We start from the raw sequence: 21248 nt of genomic DNA, 5'->3' as shown, positions 1-21248 counted from the left end.
CTGGTGGCGGGCGATCTCGTTGCCACCGTGATCGAAGATCATGAAACGGGTGCTCGTGGTTCCCTGGTCGACGGCTCCGACGAAGTCAGCCATGGAGTGATGTCTCCTTCAAGGGTCTGCTCTGGGGGCGGCTTTCAGGCGGTCTCGTAGTCGGCCGGCGACGGCACCCGGCCCGCCTCGGGCTCCTCCGCGGGCGGCAGGAAGCGGGCCACCACGGCCTGGTAGAGGCCCGCGCCGATCAGTGCGCCGATCACCGGTGCCACGATAGGCACCCAGAAGTAGAGCTGGCCATACTGGTCGCGCCAGGCCGTCCCGTAGCCGGTGAGGAAGGATGCCAGACGGGGCCCGAAGTCACGGGCCGGGTTGATGGCGTAGCCGGCGTTGGTGCCCCAGGCCATGCCGATCCCCACGACGATCAGGCCGACCACGAAGGGCGCCAGGTTCGCCGCCGGCGGCGAGTTGCGCGCGTCGGAGACGGCGAGGATGAGCAGGAGCAGGATCGCGGTGCCGATCACCTGGTCGCGGAAGGCGCCCCAGGTGCCGACGGGCAGGGTCCCGTTGCCGGGCAGGGTGGAGAAGACGCCCTGGGTCTTGATGGTGAGCCCGGGGTCGGCCGCGGTGAGCACCTCGGAGTAGTTCCACCGCACGATCAGCGCCGCCACGAACGCGCCCGCGGTCTGCGCCAGCGAGTAGGGCAGGACCTTGCGCCAGGGGAAGCCCTTGAAGGCCGCCAGCGCGACCGTGACGGCCGGGTTGAGGTGCGCCCCGCTGATCCGGGCCGCCACGTAGACGCCCAGGGTGACGCCCAGGCCCCAGGCCCACGCGATGCTGTCGTGATCGCCGATGCCGGCCGCGACGACCTGCGCCACGACGCCCACCCCGAACAGGATCAGGATCAGCGTGCCCGCGAACTCGGCGGCCAGTTCGCCGAGCAGTCCCCTGGCTTTCAGTCGTTCCGCCATGTGTCCTCCTCACGGTGCCGTGTTACGTCACAAGCCCGCGTCCGGTCCCCGTGGGGGCGGGCCGCCGGCGGACGGCCGCGGAGGGAGTCGCCAGGAAGAGGCGGTCCTCTCGGCTGATCGGGACGCTAGGCGCGGAACGGGACCGGGTCAACGGCGGGCTGACGACAATGTCGAACACTGGTCAGGAATGCGAGTCGATAGTAATATCGGCGGGCTGCGCGCAGCGCTCGATGCCCGGCGGCGCCGGGAGAGCGGAGACCGTCTTTCGATGGGGGCCGACATTGCCGAACGACCGCCGTCCCGCCCGTCACCGATCACATGCCCGGCTCAGTCCAGTCGATTGAGCGCGGGGCGGCCATCCTGCGGCTGCTCGCCCGGAGCCCCGGCCGGCTGGGCATCGGCGAGATCGCCAGCTCCCTGGGCCTGGCCAGGAGCACCGCCCACGGCATCGTGCGCACCCTCCAGCGCGTCGGCTTCGTGGAGCAGGACGAGGCGACGGCCAAATACCAGCTCGGCGCGGCCCTGCTCCACCTCGGCACCAGCTATCTCGACGTCAACGAGCTGCGCTCGCGTGCGATCAACTGGGCCGACGCCCTGGCCGCGCGGAGCGGTGAGGCGGTCAGGATCGGGACGGTCCTCGACGGCCAGGTCCTGGTGGTGCACCACGTCTTCCGCCCCGACGACACCCTCCAGACGCTCGACGTCGGGTCGCTGCTGCCCATGCACGCCACGGCGCTCGGCAAGGTGCTGCTCGCCTACGACGCCGGGGTGGCCTCTGCCCTGCAGGCCGGCGGCCTGGAGGCCCGCACCCGCCGGACCATCACCACGCCCCGGGCGCTGTCCCGGGCGCTGTCCCGGGCGCGGGAGGTGGGCTGGGTCACCGAGGTCGAGGAGATGACCGTGGGAGAGGCGGGCGTCGCGGCGCCGATCCGGGGTTACGGCGGCCTGGTGGTGGGGGCCATCGGGATCTCCGGCGCGGTGGAGCGGATCTGTGACACCAAGGGGCAGCCGAACCCGGTTCTGGTGACTTATGTTCGAGACGCGGCCCGTGCCGTGTCCCGGGACCTCGGGGCGTCCCGGTGCTGACCATTCCGCAGCCGCCGACGTTCAGGTGAGGACCCCATGGTCACGCGCTACGTGATGTCCATCGATCAGGGCACGACGTCGACGCGGTGCATCCTCTTCGACCAGCGGGGCCATCTCGTCTCGGTGACCCAGCGCGAGCACCGGCAGCACTTCCCCCGGCCGGGCTGGGTCGAGCACGACGCCGTCGAGATCTGGCGCAACCTGGAGCGCATCGGGCCCGAGGCGCTCGCCCAGGCCGGCGTAGGTCCGGAGCAGGTGGTGGCCGTCGGCATCGCCAACCAGCGGGAGACGACCGTCCTGTGGGACAGGCGGACCGGCGTCCCCGTCGGCCGGGCCGTCGTGTGGCAGGACACGCGGACCGACGCCCTGGTGGAGGAGTTCTCCCGCCGGCCGGGCGCGGAGGCCGTGCCGGAACGCTGCGGCCTGCCGCTCGCCGCCTACTTCTCCGCGCCGCGCATCCGCTGGCTCCTCGACCGCACGCCGGGCCTGCGGGAGCGCGCCGAGCGCGGCGAGGTGCTCTTCGGGACGATGGAGAGCTGGCTCATCTGGAACCTGACCGGCGGGCCCGACGGCGGTGTCCACGTCACCGACGTCACCAACGCCAGCCGCACCCTGCTGATGGACCTGACCACCCTGGAGTGGGACGACGGGCTCCTGGCCTTCTTCGGCGTCCCGCGCCGGATGCTGCCACGGATCCGGCCCTCGACGGAGACGTACGGCACCGCCCGGCGGGTGTTCCCCGGCGTGCGGATCGCCGCCGCGCTCGGCGACCAGCAGGCGGCGCTGTTCGGGCAGACCTGCTTCGCCTCCGGCGAGGCCAAGTGCACCTACGGCACGGGCGGCTTCCTGCTGCTCAACACCGGCACCGTGCCGGTCCGCTCGGGCCACGGCCTGCTGACGACCGTCGGCTACCAGATCGGCGGAGAGCCGGCGGTGTACGCGCTGGAGGGGCCGATCGCGGTGACCGGCGCGCTCGTGCAGTGGTTCCGCGACGGGCTCGGCCTCATCAGCAGCGCGCCGGAGATCGAGACCCTGGCCCGGAGCGTGCAGGACAACGGGGGCTGCTACATCGTCCCGGCGTTCGCCGGGCTCTTCGCGCCGCACTGGCGCAGCGAGGCCCGGGGGGTCATCGTGGGGCTGACCTCCTACGTCACCAAGGGGCATCTGGCACGGGCCGTGCTGGAGGCGACCGCGTGGCAGACCCGCGAGGTGGTCGACGCCATGAACGCCGACTCGGGCCTGACGCTGCGGGCGCTCAAGGTCGACGGCGGCATGACCACCGACAACCTTCTCATGCAGATCATCGCCAACGTGCTGGACGTGCCCGTCGTGCGTCCCATGGCGGTGGAGACGGTCTCCCTCGGCGCGGCCTACGCGGCCGGTCTCGCCGTCGGATACTGGGCGGACCTCGAAGGGCTCCGGCGCAACTGGCACCGGGCCGGACAGTGGAGCCCGCGCATGGATCCGCGGCTGCGCACCATGGAGCACGACAACTGGCGGCGCGCCGTCGAGCGCGCCCTGGGCTGGGTCAGACCGGTGCCCGGCCACCGCTGACCGCCCGGCCCCAGCAGCGGGACACGTCGCCGACCGCCGCGGGACTCACCGCCCGCCCCGCCGGACACCACGGGACTTTCCACCTGCCCCCCTGCGCCACCGGCCCGCGGCCGCGCCCCGCCGCCCTCGGGGCTCTCAAGCTCCGTGGTCCGGCAGGGCGCGGTCCGGCAAGGGACGTCGCCCCCTGGGCAGGGGGACGTCGTGGCCCTACAGGAGGACGCGGGCGGCGTAGGTGACCTCGGCGAGCGTCTGCTGGCCGGAGGTGTTGGGGTGGAAGTAGTCCCAGCGGCTCAGCTGGGACAGCGTGAACGGGTGGCCGAAGACGGCGCCGCCGTCGTAGCGGCAGGTGATCTGCTCGGCGCAGACCCTGGCCAGCGCCGCGTTGTAGTCGGCCACCCGCTGGCGCACCCGGTCACGCCTGTCGACGTCGGCCTGGTCGGTGGAGCGGGGCCTGACCAGCATCGACTGGCAGATGCCGAAGGTGGACCAGGCGGTGCGGGCCGAGGAGCTGTCCTTGCCGACCTCCCAGAGCCGCTTGATGTCGGGGATGCTGGAGACGAAGATCGCCGCTTCGGGCAGGCCGGTGGCGAGCGTCTGCAGCGCCGTACGGAACCTGGCCTCGAAATCGGCCACCGAGGTCATCCCCGCCTCCGACGACGTGCAGGCGTCGTTGGCCCCGATCAGGATCGTGACGTAGTCGACTCCCTGGGAGACCGCCTGCTGGGCCTGTCCCGCCATGTCGGCGACCTTGGCGCCCGACCGGCCGTCGTTGTGGGCGACCAGGTCGGGGCTGTCGGCCCGCAGGCGCCGGTAGTGACTGTTGACGGCCGAGTCGGACCCGGTGGACCAGGACCTGGAGGGACAGTCGAGGTAGAAGCCGCAGGCGTTGAAGCCGCGGGTGATGGAGTCGCCCATCGAGGCCATGGCGCCGGGGGCCGCCGAGGTGTCGGCCAGGGCCGTCGCCGGGAGGGACACGAGGGTGAGCGCTGCGATGAGGGCGAGGATTCGGCGGGGGACCTTCAATCTTGCCTCCAGGGTTGTCCCCCGATCGGCTCCGTTGCTCAGAATGTCGGCCCGTTCCGCCGTATTTACAAGCGCGCATTACACGTTAATGACTCAATGGTAAGGATCACCCCCGCCGGGGTCACTCCCCCCGCATCTCCGCGAGCGCCGTCTCGAAGGCGTCCATCTCCCGCTCGAGGCGGCCGGGCCCCGCCGAGGGCAGCCACGGCAGCACGGCGGCGACCCCGGCCTTCTCGCACTCCTCCAGCACCGCAGGGTCGGAGGGGACCGACATCATCACCACCCGCACCGCCCGGCCGGCCTCCTCCGCGCGCTGGAACAGCTCCCGCACGCGCTCCAGGACGCCGGGCCCGTAGTTCGGCAGCCAGCCGTCGCCGTAGGACAGCACCCGGTCGAAGACCCGGGGGCCGGTGCCGCCGACCAGCACCGGCGGGCCGGGGCGCTGGACCGGCTTGGGCCATGACCAGATCGGGTCGAACGACACGAAATCGCCGTGGTAGTCGGCCTCGTCACGGGCCCAGATCTCCCGCACCGCCTCGACGTGCTCCTTCATCACCGCGAAACGGCGCGCCGGGTCGACCCCGTGGTTGCGGATCTCCGGCTCCAGCCAGCCCGCGCCCACGCCGAAGACGAACCGCCCGCCGGTGAGGGCGTCGACGCTCGCCACCGACTTCGCGAGGCTGATCGGGTGGTGCTGGGGGACCAGGCAGACCCCGGTCCCCACGCGCAGCCGCGTCGTGGCCAGGCCGGCCGCGGTGCACGCCACGAACGGGTCATAGGTGTGCCAGTACTTGCGGGGCAGCGTGCCCCCGTCGGGGCGTTCGGGCGGCGGGCCCGCCGGGATGTGGGTGTGCTCGCTGAACAGCAGCATCGAGTGGCCGCGCTGCTCGATCAGCAGGGCGAGCCGGGCCGGGTCGACCGCGTCGTGTGTCGCGAAGTAGCCAAAGCCGGTGTCCACCGCCCCAACATATCCTGGCGTGATCGCGCGTCCCGGACGACACTCGGCTCCCTCCGCACCCCCGGCGACCTGGCGTCACATGGCCGCGCCGGAGGCCCGCGGAGCGGTGTCGGAGGCCGCCCGGTTCCGGGACCGCCCGCAGGGCGACCTGGTGCTCTATTAGGGTCTTTGGACATTTGTCCCCTCATCATGGAGCTCCTCCCCCATGACCACCGCGCTCCGGGCCGCACTGGCCTTCGCTCTGCTCGCCGGTTTCTACGTGCTGGTCGGGCTCGTCCTGGCGGCCGCCGTGCTCTTCGACGTCTGGCTGTTCATCGACTTCCACGCCGCCGGGCTGAAGGTCGCCGCGCTGCTGACCCTCGCGGCCGGCGCGCTCGTCCAGGCGCTGTGGATGGTCAGCCGCAGGAAGGAGGGCGAGCAGCCCGGCGTGGCGGTCGCCCGGGAGCACGAGCCCGAGCTGTGGCGGACGGTCGAGGAGCTGGCCCGGCGCGTGCAGACCTCCCCGCCCGACGAGATCCGCCTCGTCGCCGAGGTGAACGCCGCCGTCTCCGAGGACACCCGTCTCCTCGGCCTGCGCGCGACCAGGCGCCGCATGTACATCGGCCTGCCGCTGCTGCAGACCCTCACCGTCGACGAGACGCGGGCGGTGCTCGGCCACGAGCTGGGCCACTACAGCGGCGCCCACACCCGTCTCGGCGCACCCGTCTACCGCGGCCGGGTCGCGCTGGTCGCGGCCGTCCAGGGGCTGGGCAGGCACCCCTTCGTGCAGCGGCTGTTCTCCTTCTACGCCAAGCTCTACCTGCGCGTCTCACAGGCCGTCTCGCGCCGCCAGGAGCTGGAGGCCGACGAGTTCGCGGTCGCGATCGCGGGCCGGGAGGCGATGTCGGGCGCGCTGCGCAAGATCCACAGAACGGCGCTGGCCTGGGACCTGTTCATGGAGCGCTACATGTCCCTCGCCGGGGCGGGCGGGAACCGTCCCGGCGAGGTGCTGGCGGGTTTCCGGGCGCTGCTCGACGACCCGGCCAGGCAGGCCGAGCTGGCCAGGGCCGGCGAGCAGCCCGAGGAGACCTCCCCTTACGACTCCCACCCCGGCCTGCGGGAGCGCCTCGCGGCGATCGCCCTGCTGCCCGAGCCGGGGCACTCGGCCGACCCCAGGCCGGCGACGGCGCTCCTGCTCGACCCGGCGGTCGCCACGGGCGCCGTCGAACGGACCATCTGGAGCCCCGAGGCGCTGTCCGCGCTGCGGCCGGTGTCCTGGGAGGAGCTGGTCGCGCACGGGATGTACACCGTCCGCAACGCCGAGGCGCTGCACGACCTGTCCGTCGCCGGCCAGCGGGTCATGGGGACCCCCCGGCCCTACCTCGACGCCGCCTTCGAGGCGCTCGCCCGGGGACGGCACGCCGAGCTGGAGGCCGAGCTGCGGCGGCTCGGCTGGAACCCCTCCGACACGCTGCTGGCGGGTGTGCTGGGGCAGGCCCTGGAGGCGACGCTGATCCAGCACGGCCAGGCCCGGTGGACGCTCTCCTGGTCGTCCCCCTCGCGGCTGCTGTTCGAGGACGGCGAGGAGGTCACGGTGACCCGGTACGCGGCCAAGGTGGTCTCCGACCCCTCGGAGGTGCCCGGCATGCGCGCGTGGCTGGCCGAGCAGGGCGTCGCCCCGGACTACGCCCCCGCCTGACGGAACACCGATTTGAACGAATGCCTTAGACGAATGTATTGAACAAACGTCTCATGCTGATGTACCGTCATGCTCGGACACGGGATCGAACACCTGCCGAGGAGCCCCCATGCGGAACAAGAACGTCCTGATCTCAGGCGCCGGCGTCGCGGGCGTCACGCTGGCCTACTGGCTGCGCCGCCACGGCTTCACGCCCACGGTGGTGGAGCGGGCTCCCGCGCTCCGGGAGGGCGGTTACAAGATCGACATTCGCGGCGCGGCGCTGGAGGTGGTCGAGCGCATGGGCGTCATGGACGAGATCCGGCGCGAGCGCACCGACATGCGGGGCGGATCGATCGTCACCGCCACCGGCAGGCGGGTGGCGAGCATGGACGGCGACACCTTCGGCGGGCGCGAGGGCGAGGACGCCGAGATCCTGCGCGGCGACCTGACCCGCATCCTGGCCGACCTGACCGACGGCGGGACCGAATACCTCTTCGGCGACTCCATCGCCTCGGTCACCGACACCGGAGACGGGGTCGAGGTCACCTTCGACAGCGGCCTCAGGCGCGCCTTCGACCTGGTGGTGGGCGCCGACGGGCTGCACTCCACCACCCGCGCGCTGGTCTTCGGCCCCGAGGAGCGGTTCGTCCGCGACCTCGGCTACCACATCTCGATCTTCAGCGTCCCCAACCACCTGGACCTCGACCGCTGGGAGCTCACCTATGTCGCCCCCCGCCGGACCGCGCTGACCTACAGCACGGCCAAGGACGCCGGGGCCAAGGCCATGTTCCTGTTCGCCTCCGAGCCGCTGGAGCACGACCACCGCGACCGCGCCGGGCAGCAGCGGCTCGTGGCCGAGGCCTACGCCGGGCAGGGCTGGGAGGTCCCGCGCCTGATCGACGGCATGGACCAGGCGCCCGACTTCTACTTCGACTCACTCAGCCAGGTCCACATGGACCGCTGGTCCAAGGGACGGACGGCCCTGGTCGGGGACGCCGCCTACTGCGCCTCCCCCGCCTCGGGGCAGGGCACGAGCCTGGCCCTGGTCGGCGCCTACGTCCTGGCGGGCGAGCTGGCCGCGGCCGGCGGCGACCACCAGGCCGGATTCGACGGCTACGAGCGGCGGATGCGGCACTTCGCCGAGCAGAACCAGAACCTCGGGCCGGCCAACGTCAAGCGGATGGTGATGAGGAGCAGGGCCCAGATCTGGCTGTCGCTGAAGATGCTCTCGCTGATGAACCGGATGCCGGGCAAGGAGCGCATGATGGCCAAGGTCGTCGAGCCGATCCACCGGGCGGCCACCGCCATCACCCTTGAGGACTACTGACGGGCGCCGTCGAGGCCCCGCGGCTGCCGCCCGCCGCCGAAGGGCCACGGCGGGACCGGCCACGGGCGTGGAGGCCGCGGCAAGGTCGGCCACAGAAGTGTAAACAGCCATCAATCACTACAAATGCGGTCGATACACTCGGCCCCGTGAGCGATGATCATTCAGTGCCCGCCGGCATCGACACCACCACTCCGCATGCGGCGCGCGTATACGACTACGTCCTGGGCGGCAAGAACAACTACGCCACCGACCGCGAGTACGCGGACATGCTCGTGGCCCAGGCCCCCGACTATCCCCCGCTGGCCCGGGCGAACCGGCTGTTCCTGAGCCGGGCGGTCGAGTTCATGGCCCGGTCCGGCATCCGCCAGTTCATCGATCTGGGCACCGGCATCCCGACCTCGCCCAACGTTCACGAGATCGCCCGCGAGATCGACCCGGCGGCGCGGGTGGTCTACGTCGACAACGACCCCATCGTGTCGGTGCACAACGACGCGCTCCTGGCCACCGACGACCGCGTGGTCTCCATCCGCGCGGACCTGCGGGACACCGATGACATCATCGCCCACCCGGAGCTCGGCCGGCTCATCGACTTCGACGAGCCGGTCGGGGTGCTGTTCGTGGCGGTGCTCCAGTTCTTCCCCGGCCCGCGGGAGCCGGCGAGGATCGTCGGCCGCTTCCGCGAGCGCATGGCGGAGGGGAGCATGCTGGCCATCTCCCAGCCGAGCGCCGAGGGGGACCCCCAAGCCGTCGCGCGGGCGCGGGCGGCGATGGCGGGCGGCCCGCTCACGATCGACTTCCGGCACCACGAGGAGATCCTGCCGTTCTTCGACGGATTCGACCTGGTCGAGCCTGGCCTGGTCGACGTGACGCGGTGGCGGCCTCGCATGGACGCGCCGTCCACGCGGATGATCGTGCTCGGCGGCGTCGGCCGCAGAACGGCCTGACGTCCCGCCCGGCCCGGCGGCTCCGCCCCGCTCGGCGGCCCGGCGGCCCGGCCCGGCTCAGCCCGGCAGCTCCGCGCGCAGGTCGCGCAGGAACCTCTTGCTGTCGGAGACGGAGTACGCCTGGACGCACAGGCGGTCCATGACCTGCATGTAGTGGTCGGTCTCCTCAAGCTTGTCGACGTAGAGGGCGCTGGTGAGCTGCTCCATGTAGACGACGTCGGGCAGGTCGCGCTCGGGGAAGCGCAGGATGGAGAACGGCCCGCCCGCCGCCGCGTGGCCGCCCCGGTGGAACGGCATGATCTGCAGCCTCACGTTGGGCAGCTCGGTGAGCTCCAGCAGGTGGTCGACCTGCGCGCGCAGCACCTGCTCGCCGCCGATGGGGCGGCGCAGCACGGCCTCGTCCATCACGGCCCAGAGCGTCGGCGCGTCCGGCCGGGTGAGGCGCTCCTGCCGGGCCATCCGGAGGGCGACCCGGCGGTCGACCTCCTCCGCCGACGCGCCGCCGTGCACGAGCATGATGACCGCCCGGGCGTAGCCGGGGCTCTGCATGAGGCCGGGGACGAACTGGACCTCGTAGGTCCGCACGATCGAGGCGGCCTCCTCCAGCCCGACGTAGACCTCGAACCAGCTCGGGAGCAGGTCGCCGTATCTGTGCCACCAGCCCGGGGCGTTGGCCTGGCGGGCCAGGTCGAGCATCGGCTCCCGGTCTCCGGGGGCGGTCACCCCGTACAGGGTCAGCAGGTCGGCGACATCGCGCTCCTTGAAGCCGACCCGTCCCAGCTCCAGCCTGCTGATCTTGGCGTGAGAGGCGCGGATGGCGTATCCGGCGTCCTCCCGGGAGATGCCCCGGGCCGTGCGCAGCCGCCGGAGCTGGGCACCCAGCAGGATCCGCAGGATGGTGGGACCGCCACCGGCTCCGGCGAGGACGCCACCACGCGCCACGCCGCCTTCGGCATGCTCCGTGCTCATGCTCACTCCCCGACGGCCCTGTCGAACAGCTCGGCCGTTCCGCGTTTCCCTCTGATAATCCGGACAATTACCTTCTAACGCACACGTTGGGCGGTAACTCCCGTGAGCACGTGAGGCGAATTCAGCATTTTACGACAGCCGTCCGTGTCGGAGGAACGCCCTCCCGGCGGCCCCACGTCTCCCACCGGGTGTTCCGGCCGGGCCCCGCAACCGGGACACCCGCAGGCGTCCCGCGATCGACGGGAATCCAGGATTCCCGCAAACAAATTTAAGCATATTTATGGGTGAAAACCAGAGCGAAATAACTATCACCGACTTGGCGGAGCGGAAAACTATCTGTCATTGACGGCAGTCATGGGCGATCCTGTCGCCAGGCGGTGCAGCGCACCATGGCCGGAAGGGGAACTCACGTGGAAATTCATTCGGGTGAGAGAGCCCTTCTGCGCGACATCGTGATCGCCGGACTCAGGCGGGCGGGGGCCCACGGCTGGTCGGTCGACGACGGGGAATTCTGGTGCGAGGTCACCCCGGACGGTTATCCGATGCCTCCGCAGGGGTGGAAGCTGCACCTGTCGGCGACGATGCTCTCCGCCCCCGTCGTGCTGTCCCGCGCCGCCCCGGTGCTCATCGAGGCGGGCTGCGCGTTCAAGTTCCCCACGCGCCTGAGCGGTTACTGGGACCTCCTCACCCCGCACTGCCCCCGCGCCCACGCGGGGAAGTTCGTCACCGCCTATCCGCTCGACGACGACGGGTCGGCGCGGCTGGCCGCCCTCCTCGACGAGGCCACCATGGGGCTCCCCGGCCCGGCGATCCTCACCGACCGTCCCTACCGGGCGGGGGGAATCGTGCACTACCGCTACGGCGCCTTCGGCGGGCACCGGGTGCTCGGCAACGACGGGTTCTACGAGGTCCGCCTGCGCGCGCCGGGCGGCGAGCTGGTCCGCGACGAGCGGCTGCCGCGGTTCTCGCCGCCGCCCTTCGCGACCTCTCCTTTCGCGGCGCCCCCTCCTTCGGCGGGGCCCGCTCCTTTCGCGGCGGCCGCGCCCGCGACGCCCCCTTCCGCCACGCCCCCTTCCGAGCCGCCCCCTCCCCCGGCGCGGCCGTCCGCCGTCGTGCTGAAGGGCCGCTACGTCGTCCGCGAGGCCGTACGGCACGCCAACCGGGGCGGCGTCTACCTCGCCGAGGACACCGCGACCGGTGCGGAGGTCGTCGTCAAGGAGGGGCGCCCCCACGCCTGCTCCGACCTGAGCGGCAGGGACGCCCGGGACCGTGTGGCGACCGAGCGGTCCTGCCTGGAGGCCCTCGCCGTCACGGGTCTCGTGCCGGCCGTGGTCGACTTCTTCGAGCAGGGAGGACACGTCTTCCTCGCCGAGGAGCTCGTGCCCGGGATCACGTTGCGGCGGTGGTCGCAGGAGCGCGCCGGGCCCCTGGGCCGGAGCGGTTTCGGGAACGGGGCGGCGGAGGTCCTGCCCGTCGTCCGCCGCCTCGTCGAGGGGGTCCGGGCCGTTCACCGCCATGGTTACGTCCTGGGCGACCTCTCACCGGACAACGTGATGCTCCTGCCCGGCGGCGACATCCGCCTCGTCGACCTCGAACACGCGGTCCCGCCGGGGAGGGTCGTCATGGTGGGCGGGACCCCCGGCTACCTGGCGCCGGAGCTGTCGCCCCACAGCGGCAGGTTCCGGCCCGCCCCGGACGGCTCCGCCGATCTCTACGCCCTCGGCGCGACGGCATACTTCCTCGCGGTCGGCGCCGACCCGGCGCTCGCGGAGGACGACGTCACAGGACCGGCGCGTGGACGGCGCGTCCTGTGCCACGTCGCCGAGGTCGCCGCCGCCAACCCCACGCTGACCCTGCTGCGCCCGCTCGTGGCGGGGCTGATGGGCGAGCCGGAGCGGCGCTGGTCACTCGACAGGTGCGAGGAGTTCCTGGACGCGCTGGCGCCCGGCCGCCCGCCCGCCTTCGCCGAAGGACCCGGCGGTCCGCCCGCCCCGGCCCCCGCCCCGGCCCCCGCGCCGGCCCCCGCGCCGGAGCCGGACGGCCCGGCCGCCCCCGCCGAAGGACCCGGCGGGCCGGCCGCCCCCGCCGAGGAGCCGGGCCGGGTGCCGTCGAGGTCCGGCGAGCTCGTCGCCGACGGGCTCGCGCGTCTGGTGGAGACGGCCGACACCCGCGACGGCAGCCCCTCGCCGTGGCCGAACGTCGTCGACGGGGTCGAGGCGGACCCGTGTTCGGTGAACGGAGGCGTGGCGGGGATCCTCGCCGTCCTGACGCTCGCCTCGCTCACCGGGCACGGCACCTCGCCCGCCGGAGGCGGGAGTGGGGGCTGGGGCGGGGGCGGCCTCGACCGTACGGCCGCCACCGCCGCCCGATGGCTCCGCGACCGCCTCGCCGGCGAGGACCTCTGGCGTCCCGGCCTGTATTTCGGCCGGTCGGGGGCCGTCTGGGCGCTCTACGACGCGGCGGAGGCCGGCGGCGACGGCGAGATGAGGGAGTTCGCGCTGTGGGCGGCGGGCCGGCTGCCGACGGATCACCCGGTCCCCGACGTGACGCACGGCCTGGCCGGCTGCGGCATGGCGCTTGTCCACCTCGCGCTCCGGTCCGGGGAGCCCGCGCTCCGCGAGCGGGCCGCGGAGGCGTTCGAGAACCTCCACCGCGCGCGGTCCTACCGGGACGGGCGCCCCAGATGGACCACCCCGGAGTCGTTCGACTCCGGCCTCGTCGGTGCGGGCCACCTCGGCTTCGCGCACGGCATCGCGGGCGTCGGCACGGCGCTGCTCTACGCGGGCGCCGCCCTGGGCCGCCCGGAGTGGACGGCGAGCGCGCGCGAGGTCGCCGAGACCCTTTACGAGCACGCCGACCTCGACGGCGACACCGCGTGGTGGCCGGTCCTGTCGGACGCGCCGGAGACGGTCCGCCCGCGCCGGCCCCACTGGTGCAGCGGGTCGTCGGGGATCGGCTCCTTCCTCATCCGCTACTGGAGCGTCACCGGCGACCCGGTCGCGCTGCTGCTGGCCGAGCGGGCCGCGGTCGCGGTCCACCGCACCCGGTGGCAGACGGGTCCGGTGCCGTGCCACGGCCTCCCCGGCGAGGGGGAGTTCCTTCTCGACATGGCCGACTTCACGGCCGACGACCGCTACCACCGGTGGGCGGAGGACCTGGCCGGCTGCCTGGAGGCCCGGGCCGTGCACCGCTTCGGCAGGCTCCTGGTCCCCGGCCCGGGCTCCGCGGTCACCCCCACGTTCCTCGGCGGTACGGCGGGCGTCGTCGCCTTCCTCATCCGGCTCCGTCACCGGCGCGCGCGGCTGTGGATGCTCGACGACGTCATAGCGGCCTGCCGGGATCACCCCTCCCGGACCCGCCGCCCTCCCCCGGGAGGCGGCGGCTCCACAGCGACGGTGCCGCGCCCGGCGCGGCCGTGGAACCCGTGAAGGGAGGTGAGAGACCATGTCCTTCGACGTTCAGGACCTCCAGGGCCTGGAGGAGCGTGAGCCGGCCGCCACCGAGGCGGCCCGGCTGACGAACTGCCGCATCCATCTCTTCTGCACCGACAACTGAGATCAGGGCCCTGCCCGCCCGCACCGGACGGGCAGGGCTTCCCGTGATCGCTCCCGGCCGCGCCGGAGACCAGATCACGGTCAAGGCGACCGCCGGAGTTTTTAGCATCCTTATGAGGACGGCACGCAACGTCCATAGGAGAATAGGAGCGGATGTCCCCGTATGGGCGGAATGTCGCTTCCTGCCCACGCCTCGAGAGGATGGACCGATGGTTGCCATCGACATTCCGACCTGGGCCGCCCGCATGCGCGCCTGGCGGCGTGGCCGCCTGTGGAGCCGGCAGGATCTCGGCAGGCAGCTGACCGAGGTCGCCGACGACACGGCCCGGGACCGCCTGCCCAGCCAGGAGAGGCTCACGGAGATGATCCGCGCCTGGGAGGCCGGAGAGCAGCGGCCCGACGAGCTGTACTCGGAGCTGTTCTGCCGGGCGTTCGGCATGAACGAGGCGGAACTGTTCAGCGGCGAGGCGGCGGGCACGACCCTCTGGCACCACCTGACCGGCATCCCGCTGATGGCGGGGACGTTCTCGGCCGACGACGAGGAGCGCACCGGCCGGGCGATCGAGAACCCCCGGCGGACCGACGAGCAGACCGCGGCCTACTTCCGGACCGTCCTGCGCGCGTACTCGCGGCCGGACCTGCGCCCGGCCCGCACGATCAGCGCCCTGTCCCCCGTCTTCGCCACGCTCGACGCGCTGCGCCGCGAGGCCAGGTCGGACATCCGCCAGTCGCTGCTCCTGCTCAGCTCGCAGGACGCCGAGCTGATCAGCCGCATGCACTACGAGGGCGGCAACCTCGCCGAGGCGCTGGCCTGGTCGGACCGCGCCCTGCTGGCGGCGCACCAGGCCGGGGACGAACGGCTGGTGGCCTACACGCTCGCCCGCCGGGCCGGCCTGCAGGACAGCCGGGGCAACCCCGAGCAGGTGATCGACCTCGCCGTCGCCGCCCGCGAGCACGTGCTCTCCCCGCCGCCGCTGGAGGCGATGGCCCGCCGGCACGAGGCGCAGGGCCACGCCATGGCCGGGGCCGAGGACATGTGCCACCGCCGCCTGGAGGAGTCGGCGGAGGCGCCCCAGGAGAGCCCGAAGGACGACGTTCCCATCACGTTCGACTACCCCGCCTGGGTCCACAACGCCCTGGCCGCCGGATGCCTCATCCAGCTCCACCATCCGGCCGACGCGATCGAGATCCTGGAGCGGGACCTCTCGGAGGCTCCGTCGAACTACCTCACGGCCTACAACATGGCCTGTCTCGCCCACGCCTACGCCGACGCGCACGAGGGCGAGCGCTCGGCCGGAGTCGCCCGCCAGGCCCTGACGATGTCGCGTCAGACCGGTGCGGGCCGGGCCCTGGAGGAGCTCCGCCTCATCCGGGACGACCTCTACCGGTGGTCGCACCCGCACCGCACCCACACCCGCGCCCGCGCCGGTGTCGGCGGCTGACGGGGGACGCGTCCCACCGTCCCGCCCCGCCACCCTGCGACGGCGGCCGGTCGCCCGGACCGCGCGCCCGGGGTCCGGTACGGGTTCAGTACGACTGGAGTTCGAGGAGGTTGCCGTCCGGATCCCGTAGATGCGCGGTCCGCATGCCGGGGCCCCACTCCGGGCGGTCGGCGGGCGGCGCGACCGGGTGCCCGCCGTGGCGCAGGCACAGGTCGAAGCCGGCGTCCACATCGCCGACGCGGCTGACCAGCATGGCCCGGTCCTGGACCGCCGCCTCGGCCGGCAGGCCGGCGGTGCCGGTCACCGCGGCCATCGCCGCACGGTCGAACAGCATGAGCACGCCCTCGGCGCCGACGTCCCAGCTCGCGTACGGCCCGCTCTCGGCCCCCCGCGTGCGCCTGGCCCCGATCAGCTCCGGCAGCACCGCGTCGTAGAACCGGAAGCAGTCGGCGAACCGGCCCACCAGCAGGCGCGGGTGAAGCGCGTCCATCACGTCTCCCTATTCATGGGTGAGAACCAATCATTGGTTTGACCCTACAATAGGGGCATGGACGAGACACCGCCCACCCTGACCGCACTGACGACCTACCTGCTGTCGAAGGTGGGCAAGGCCGCGCGGACCCGGCTCGCCGGGCAGCTCGGGGACAGGGGGCTGCGTCTGTGGCACATGGCGGTGCTGGCCGCGCTGGCGGACTTCGGCCCGCACGTCCAGCGCGACCTCGCCGCACGGCTGGACATCGACCCCAGCGACGTGGTCAAGGTGATCGACGAGCTGACCGCGGCCGGCTACGCCGAGCGGACCCGCGACCCCGCGGACCGCAGGCGCGTCCGCGTGACGGTCACCCCCGCCGGCCGCGCCGCGCTGACCTCGCTCGCCGCCGAGGCCACCGCCGTCCGCGACACCGTGCTGGCGCCTCTCGACGAGCGGGAGCGCGCCCTGCTGCACGACCTGCTGCTGCGCGTGTACGCGGACCTGACGGAGCGACCCGACCCGGCCACGGGCCGATGACCTCCGGACCGGGCAGGTCCGTCCGCGGTGACCGGCCGTCGCGGTGGCCACGCGGCCCGCACCCGGGCGGCGCGGCCGTACGGCGGGGCGGTGCCGCGGCCCGGGGGCCGGGAGTCAGGGGCCCGGGGGCGGCCGGAACACCCCGGCGCGGGCGGCGGCCAGGGCCGCGGCTGCGGCGCGGTCGGCGACGGCCTCGTCCACCGGCTCGCCACTGACGAACAGCCGGTAGTACAGCGGCGCGACGGCGGTGCGGACCAGGTCGGCGGCGTCGATGCCGCCGGGCAGCTCGCCGCGCTCGACCGCCCGGGTGACGATGACCGCCGACTGCTCGTGGCGGGCGGCGAAGAACGCGCGCAGCGCCTCGGCCACGACCGGGTTGCGCGCGGAGGCCGTGATGAACGCGGTGGAGACCGGCCCCGCCTCGGGATCGGCGAACCCGGTCAGCACCAGGCGGGCGAGCTCCCGCAGGTCCCCTTCGACCGTGCCGGTGTCGGGGACCGGCCACGGCTCCCCGCTCGCCAGGTCGAGGGCGTCGGCGGCGAGCCCCTCCACGCTGCCCCAGCGCCGGTAGACCGTGGTCTTGTGCACGCCGGCGCGCAGGGCGACGCCCTCCACGGTCAGCCCCTCGTATCCCTTCTCCGCCAGCTCGGCGAGGGTGGCTCCGCGCACGGCCTCGCGCACCCGCGCGGTGCGCCCGCCGGGCCGTACGTTCCCGGCCGAGGTCATGGCCGCCTCCAGTTGCGTCGGTTCGGGGGCATCGGGCATACTCCATCTTAATACAACTTAGTAGCATTAAGAGTGAGATGAGGGAGCGCAGCAGCCATGGGCCTGCCACCGAGCACCGCGACGACCTGTTCACACCATGTTTCGGAGGCCCGTCCTGTCCACCCAGCTCACCCTTCGGGGAGTTTCCAAGGCCTACGGCGAGCAGCCGGTTCTTGACCACGTCTCCTTCACCGTCAGGCCCGGCGAGCGCGTCGGGATCGTCGGGGAGAACGGTTCGGGCAAGTCCACCCTGCTGCGGCTGATCGCCGGCGTCGAGAAGGCCGACGACGGCGAGGTCACCGTCTCCGCCGGCGGCGGGGTCGGCCACCTCGGCCAGACCCTCGGCCTGCCCGCCGGCCAGACCGTCCGGCACGCCGTCGACGTCGCTCTCACGGAGTTGCGCGCCATGGAACGGCGGATGCGCGCCCTGGAGGACGACCTCACCGAGGACCGGCTGGCCGAGTACGGCGAGCTGCTGAGCGCCTACGAGGCGCGCGGCGGCTACGGGGCGGACGCCCGCGTGGACAAGGCACTGCACGGGCTCGGGCTCGGGCACATCGGCCGCGACCGCCAGCTGGGCAGCCTGTCCGGCGGCGAGCAGGCCCGGCTCGGCCTGGCCTGCCTGCTGGCGGCCTCCCCCGAGATCCTGCTGCTCGACGAGCCGACCAACCACCTCGACGGGGCCTCGACGGCCTGGCTGGAGGAGCGGCTGCGGGCGCACCGGGGCACGGTGGTCGCGGTGTCGCACGACCGGTTCTTCCTCGACCGGGTGGCCACCTCGATCCTGGAGGTCGAAGGCGGCGGGATCACCCGGTTCGGCGGCGGTTACCGCGGGTTCCTGGCCGAGCAGGTCGCGGCCCGGCGGCGCTGGGAGCAGGCCTACGCCGACTGGTGCGAGGAGATCAAGGAGGTGGAGACCTTCGCGGCGACCACCGCGCACCGCGTCGCGCACGGCCGGGCCATGAAGGACGGCAACAAGATGACCTACGACCGCGCCGGGGGCCGGGTGCAGAGCTCGGTCGCCGGCCGGGTCCGCCAGGCCCAGGAACGCCTGCGCCGCCTCCGGGACAGCCCGGTGCCCCAGCCGCCGGAGCCCCTGCGCTTCACGGGTCTGTTCCGGCGCGGCACGGCCGCCGGGCCGGTCGCCGAGCTGCGGGCCGTACGGGTGGGAGCGCGGCTGGCCGTCGAGTCCTTCGACGTCGGGCCGGGGCAGCGGCTGCTGGTCCACGGCGTCAACGGCGCGGGCAAGTCCACCTTCCTGCGCGTCCTCGCCGGTGACCTCCGTCCCGACGGCGGCACCGTACGGCACCGCGGGCGGATCGGCTACCTGCCGCAGGAGTCGTCCCTGACGCGCCCGGAGCGGAGCGTCCTGGCCACGTTCGCCGAGGGCCGGCCGGGCTGTCTTGAGGAGCACCGCGCGCGGCTGCTGTCGATGGGCCTGTTCCGGCCCGACGACCTCCGGACACCGGCCGGGGCGCTGTCGGTCGGCCAGCGGCGGCGGCTCGCCCTGGCCAGGCTGCTGACCGCCGAGGCCGACCTGCTGCTGCTCGACGAGCCGACCAACCACCTCTCGCTCACCCTGGTGGAGGAGCTGGAGGAGGCCCTCGCCGGCTACCGGGGAGCCCTCGTCGTCGTCTCCCACGACCGGGCGCTGCGCGGCCGCTTCACCGGCACCGAGATCGAGATGCGCGACGGCCGCCTGCTCTGACACACCGGCCCACCGTCCGGCCCGGCGGGATCCACCCGGGCGCCCCCGGCCCCAAGGTCGGGACGAAGACCGAGAAGACGAAGGAGAACCGCATGTCACGCAACTCGACCGTCTCCGTCGAGGAGCTCCAGGTGTCCGGCCGGGACGCCGGGCCGTACGGGATCACCGCCGGGCCGGACGGAGCCCTGTGGTTCACGATGGTCCATCACGGCCGGATCGGCCGGATGACCCCCGGCGGGGAGCTCACCTCCTACCAGCTCGACCCGGCGTCGTGCGGGCCGACGGTCATCGCCTCCGGCCCCGACGGCGCCCTGTGGTTCACCGAGTACCAGAGCCACCGGATCGGCCGGATCACCATCGACGGGCGGATCGACGAGTTCCCGCTGCCGTCGCCGGACGCCGGGCCGTTCGGGATCGCGGCGGGAGCCGACGGCGCGATGTGGTTCACCGAGACCAACGCCGGCCGGATCGGCCGGATCACCGCCGACGGGGCGGTCACGGAGTTCCCGCTCCCGGTCTCCGGGGCCTTCCCGTCCGCGATCGCCGCCGGAGCCGACGGCGCGATGTGGTTCACGATGAACCAGGCGGACGCGATCGGCCGGATCGGCATGGACGGCGGCGTCACGGTCCACCCGCTGCCGACCGCCGGCGCCGCCCCCGTGGGCATCGCCGCCGGAGCCGGCGGCACGATGTGGTTCGTCGAGATCGGCGCCGGTCAGATCGGGCGGATCGGGCCGGACGGGCGGATCGACGAGTTCCCGCTCCCCGACCGCGGGGCGCGCCCCCACGCCGTCGCCGTCGACCGGCACGGAGACTGCTGGTTCACCGAGTGGGGCGCCAACCGCATCGGGCGGATCACCGCCGACGGCCGGATCGACGGCTATGAGCTGCCGACCCCGGCGTCGGAGCCGCACGGCATCGCGGTCGGGCCGGACGGGACCGTGTGGGCGGCGCTGGAGATCGGCGCGCTCGCCCGGCTCACCGTCTCCGTCCCGGACTGAGGCGCGTTCCCCACCGGGTCGAGGCGCCGTCCCGGGTCGAGGCGCCGTCGGCCCCGGGCCGGCGCGCCCCCGGCCTCAGCCCCGCCAGCGCCGCCGCCCCCGCGACCGCGAGCGCCGCCGCGCCCGCCGCCAGGAGAGCCCCGGAGGTCACGGTGAGGTCGGCCGGCGCGAGCCCCTGCGCGGCCTGCAGCACGCTCACCGCGACGAGCCCGCCGTACCCGGCCGTGGCCAGGGCGACCAGCCGGGTCCGGACCTGTTCCGTCCAGGCGGTCCGCGCCAGCAGCGCGGCGAGCACGGGCAGCACCTGAAGGGCGTGCAGGGTGACCGCGTGCGGCACCTTGAGCTGTCCCGCCGCGCCGAAGACGGACAGGTCGGTCGCCTGGGGCGGCAGCCCGATGGCCCTTCCGTTGGCGATCAGCGCCGCACCGGACAGCAGGCTGAGCAGCAGGACGGCCAGGCCCGCGCGGATCGCCAGGCGCATGCTCGGCGGCGCGTCCAGGCCACGGAAGGCGAGGACGGCGATGACGAGGATCGGCGGGATCAGGCCCACGATCGCGAATCCGGCGAGGGCGGCGGAGACCGCCGCGTCGGTCGGGGTGGTGAAGTTCAGGTGGGAGGGCACGCCGCGCCAGCGCTGGAGGGAGATCAGCGCGACCTCGGCGAAGCTGGCCGCGGAGAGCACGCCGAGCAGCGCTCCGGCCCTGCGGGGGACGGGCCGGAGCCTGCCGGTGACCCAGACCAGCGCGGTCAGCGTCACCCCGAAGGAGAACCCGAACAGGATCGGCTTGCGCCACGAGACAGGCCCCGTCCAGCCGCCACCGTCGACGGCGTAGACGGCCAGGTGAACGGCGCTGCCGGCGAGCAGCAGCGCCGCGACGGCATAACCGGACCGTTGATGAGCACGCATGGCTCCAAGCCTCCGGCACGGACGCCGGCCGGCCATCCTCCACCGGAAGGCCGTCGGCCTACACCGGGCGGAGTAGGGGCGGGGAGGAACGGCCGGGGCCGGCGCTCCTGGAGTCGGGGCCCACTGCCGGGGTATGGACACCGGATGAGCATTCAAGACGAACTCCACCAGGTCGAAGAGGAGATAGCGAGGCTGCGCGCCGAGGCCGCCGAGCTGCGCAGGCAGGTCGGCGAGATCGGTCCGACGGACGCCGCCGAGCGGTCGGCGATGATCAACATGGCCGACGAGCAGGAGGGTCTGGCCGAGGAGTTGGAGGGCCGGCGCGAGGGTCTGCTGAAACAGGCCGGCGGCACGGCCACGTAGACCCGCCGGGGTCGCG

Annotated in this window: 18 protein-coding genes; 11 read left to right on the top strand and 7 right to left on the bottom strand. The window is 73.3% G+C overall.

The genetic code is table 11. From position 1 onward, the window contains the following. Window positions 1-134 precede the first annotated feature (134 nt). Complete coding sequence (locus ACZ6R6_RS24415; protein WP_470096891.1) at window positions 135-962, bottom strand: MIP/aquaporin family protein; 828 nt, start codon at window positions 960-962, stop codon at window positions 135-137. A gap of 318 nt (window positions 963-1280) precedes the next feature. Between ACZ6R6_RS24415 and ACZ6R6_RS24410 the strand changes: the two genes are divergently transcribed. Together ACZ6R6_RS24410 and glpK are read left to right on the top strand one after the other, a co-directional pair. Next, entirely contained in the window at window positions 1281-2048 is a 768-nt protein-coding gene (locus ACZ6R6_RS24410) for an IclR family transcriptional regulator (RefSeq protein WP_451934695.1), read from the top strand. 36 nt (window positions 2049-2084) lie between these two features. After that, entirely contained in the window at window positions 2085-3602 is a 1518-nt protein-coding gene (glpK, locus tag ACZ6R6_RS24405; RefSeq protein ID WP_306865934.1) for a glycerol kinase GlpK, read from the top strand. Between the two features lie 207 nt (window positions 3603-3809). Here glpK and ACZ6R6_RS24400 read toward each other — a convergent pair whose 3' ends face one another. After that, a complete protein-coding gene (locus ACZ6R6_RS24400; protein ID WP_470096888.1) occupies window positions 3810-4625 on the bottom strand; it encodes an SGNH/GDSL hydrolase family protein in 816 nt (271 codons plus the stop codon). A gap of 121 nt (window positions 4626-4746) precedes the next feature. Continuing rightward, complete coding sequence (locus tag ACZ6R6_RS24395; RefSeq protein WP_470096886.1) at window positions 4747-5583, bottom strand: LLM class F420-dependent oxidoreductase; 837 nt, start codon at window positions 5581-5583, stop codon at window positions 4747-4749. 205 nt (window positions 5584-5788) lie between these two features. Here ACZ6R6_RS24395 and ACZ6R6_RS24390 point away from each other — a divergent pair, with 205 nt between their 5' ends. From ACZ6R6_RS24390 to ACZ6R6_RS24380, 3 genes are all read left to right on the top strand, one after another. Further along, window positions 5789-7261: a M48 family metallopeptidase gene (locus tag ACZ6R6_RS24390; protein ID WP_470096884.1), complete on the top strand. Its 1473-nt coding sequence runs from the start codon at window positions 5789-5791 to the stop codon at window positions 7259-7261. A 109-nt stretch (window positions 7262-7370) separates the two neighbouring features. Then, window positions 7371-8570, top strand: coding sequence for an FAD-dependent monooxygenase (locus ACZ6R6_RS24385; protein ID WP_470096882.1), 1200 nt, complete (start codon window positions 7371-7373; stop codon window positions 8568-8570). Between the two features lie 146 nt (window positions 8571-8716). Continuing rightward, window positions 8717-9514: an SAM-dependent methyltransferase gene (locus ACZ6R6_RS24380; RefSeq protein ID WP_470096880.1), complete on the top strand. Its 798-nt coding sequence runs from the start codon at window positions 8717-8719 to the stop codon at window positions 9512-9514. Window positions 9515-9571: 57 nt separating this feature from the next. Here ACZ6R6_RS24380 and ACZ6R6_RS24375 read toward each other — a convergent pair whose 3' ends face one another. Continuing rightward, window positions 9572-10483, bottom strand: coding sequence for a helix-turn-helix domain-containing protein (locus tag ACZ6R6_RS24375; RefSeq protein ID WP_470096878.1), 912 nt, complete (start codon window positions 10481-10483; stop codon window positions 9572-9574). A 410-nt stretch (window positions 10484-10893) separates the two neighbouring features. On the opposite strand from ACZ6R6_RS24375, the gene lanL reads away from it, so the two are divergent. Next, window positions 10894-13911, top strand: coding sequence for a class IV lanthionine synthetase LanL (lanL, locus tag ACZ6R6_RS24370; RefSeq protein ID WP_470096876.1), 3018 nt, complete (start codon window positions 10894-10896; stop codon window positions 13909-13911). A gap of 335 nt (window positions 13912-14246) precedes the next feature. After that, on the top strand, window positions 14247-15479 hold the full coding sequence (locus ACZ6R6_RS24365; protein WP_470096874.1) for a hypothetical protein: 1233 nt from the start codon (window positions 14247-14249) through the stop codon (window positions 15477-15479). 85 nt (window positions 15480-15564) lie between these two features. Here ACZ6R6_RS24365 and ACZ6R6_RS24360 read toward each other — a convergent pair whose 3' ends face one another. Further along, window positions 15565-15969 carry a VOC family protein gene (locus tag ACZ6R6_RS24360; protein ID WP_470096872.1) on the bottom strand — a complete coding sequence of 135 codons (405 nt, stop codon included), beginning with the start codon at window positions 15967-15969 and terminating at the stop codon, window positions 15565-15567. Window positions 15970-16026: 57 nt separating this feature from the next. Between ACZ6R6_RS24360 and ACZ6R6_RS24355 the strand changes: the two genes are divergently transcribed. After that, on the top strand, window positions 16027-16488 hold the full coding sequence (locus ACZ6R6_RS24355; RefSeq protein ID WP_470096870.1) for a MarR family winged helix-turn-helix transcriptional regulator: 462 nt from the start codon (window positions 16027-16029) through the stop codon (window positions 16486-16488). A gap of 114 nt (window positions 16489-16602) precedes the next feature. On the opposite strand, the gene ACZ6R6_RS24350 is transcribed toward ACZ6R6_RS24355, so the two are convergent. Then, window positions 16603-17253 carry a TetR/AcrR family transcriptional regulator gene (locus ACZ6R6_RS24350; protein ID WP_470096868.1) on the bottom strand — a complete coding sequence of 217 codons (651 nt, stop codon included), beginning with the start codon at window positions 17251-17253 and terminating at the stop codon, window positions 16603-16605. A 97-nt stretch (window positions 17254-17350) separates the two neighbouring features. On the opposite strand from ACZ6R6_RS24350, the gene abc-f reads away from it, so the two are divergent. Then, a complete protein-coding gene (gene abc-f, locus ACZ6R6_RS24345; protein WP_470096866.1) occupies window positions 17351-18961 on the top strand; it encodes a ribosomal protection-like ABC-F family protein in 1611 nt (536 codons plus the stop codon). Between the two features lie 92 nt (window positions 18962-19053). After that, window positions 19054-19962 (top strand): Vgb family protein, encoded by a 909-nt coding sequence (locus ACZ6R6_RS24340; RefSeq protein WP_470096864.1) that lies wholly within the window; start codon window positions 19054-19056, stop codon window positions 19960-19962. Here ACZ6R6_RS24340 and ACZ6R6_RS24335 read toward each other — a convergent pair. Next, entirely contained in the window at window positions 19940-20869 is a 930-nt protein-coding gene (locus tag ACZ6R6_RS24335) for a hypothetical protein (protein ID WP_470096862.1), read from the bottom strand. The two genes, ACZ6R6_RS24340 and ACZ6R6_RS24335, sit on opposite strands and share 23 nt — an antisense overlap. 144 nt (window positions 20870-21013) lie before the next feature. Between ACZ6R6_RS24335 and ACZ6R6_RS24330 the strand changes: the two genes are divergently transcribed. Continuing rightward, window positions 21014-21232 (top strand): hypothetical protein, encoded by a 219-nt coding sequence (locus tag ACZ6R6_RS24330; RefSeq protein ID WP_470096860.1) that lies wholly within the window; start codon window positions 21014-21016, stop codon window positions 21230-21232. The last annotated feature ends 16 nt before the right edge of the window (window positions 21233-21248 follow it).

The organism is Streptosporangium sp. NPDC048886, assembly GCF_055586905.1.
This window is presented reverse-complemented; position numbering and strand designations above follow the sequence as displayed.

Coding starts and splice junctions, on each gene's coding strand:
- ACZ6R6_RS24365 (WP_470096874.1), top strand. CDS start 14,247: ATGGTTGCCATCGACATTCCGACCTGGGCCGCCCGCATGCGCGCCTGG.
- ACZ6R6_RS24335 (WP_470096862.1), bottom strand. CDS start 20,869: ATGCGTGCTCATCAACGGTCCGGTTATGCCGTCGCGGCGCTGCTGCTC.
- ACZ6R6_RS24360 (WP_470096872.1), bottom strand. CDS start 15,969: ATGGACGCGCTTCACCCGCGCCTGCTGGTGGGCCGGTTCGCCGACTGC.
- ACZ6R6_RS24375 (WP_470096878.1), bottom strand. CDS start 10,483: ATGAGCACGGAGCATGCCGAAGGCGGCGTGGCGCGTGGTGGCGTCCTC.
- ACZ6R6_RS24390 (WP_470096884.1), top strand. CDS start 5,789: ATGACCACCGCGCTCCGGGCCGCACTGGCCTTCGCTCTGCTCGCCGGT.
- glpK (WP_306865934.1), top strand. CDS start 2,085: ATGGTCACGCGCTACGTGATGTCCATCGATCAGGGCACGACGTCGACG.
- ACZ6R6_RS24340 (WP_470096864.1), top strand. CDS start 19,054: ATGTCACGCAACTCGACCGTCTCCGTCGAGGAGCTCCAGGTGTCCGGC.
- ACZ6R6_RS24415 (WP_470096891.1), bottom strand. CDS start 962: ATGGCGGAACGACTGAAAGCCAGGGGACTGCTCGGCGAACTGGCCGCC.
- abc-f (WP_470096866.1), top strand. CDS start 17,351: ATGTTTCGGAGGCCCGTCCTGTCCACCCAGCTCACCCTTCGGGGAGTT.
- ACZ6R6_RS24330 (WP_470096860.1), top strand. CDS start 21,014: ATGAGCATTCAAGACGAACTCCACCAGGTCGAAGAGGAGATAGCGAGG.
- ACZ6R6_RS24350 (WP_470096868.1), bottom strand. CDS start 17,253: ATGCCCGATGCCCCCGAACCGACGCAACTGGAGGCGGCCATGACCTCG.
- ACZ6R6_RS24410 (WP_451934695.1), top strand. CDS start 1,281: ATGCCCGGCTCAGTCCAGTCGATTGAGCGCGGGGCGGCCATCCTGCGG.
- ACZ6R6_RS24355 (WP_470096870.1), top strand. CDS start 16,027: ATGGACGAGACACCGCCCACCCTGACCGCACTGACGACCTACCTGCTG.
- ACZ6R6_RS24385 (WP_470096882.1), top strand. CDS start 7,371: ATGCGGAACAAGAACGTCCTGATCTCAGGCGCCGGCGTCGCGGGCGTC.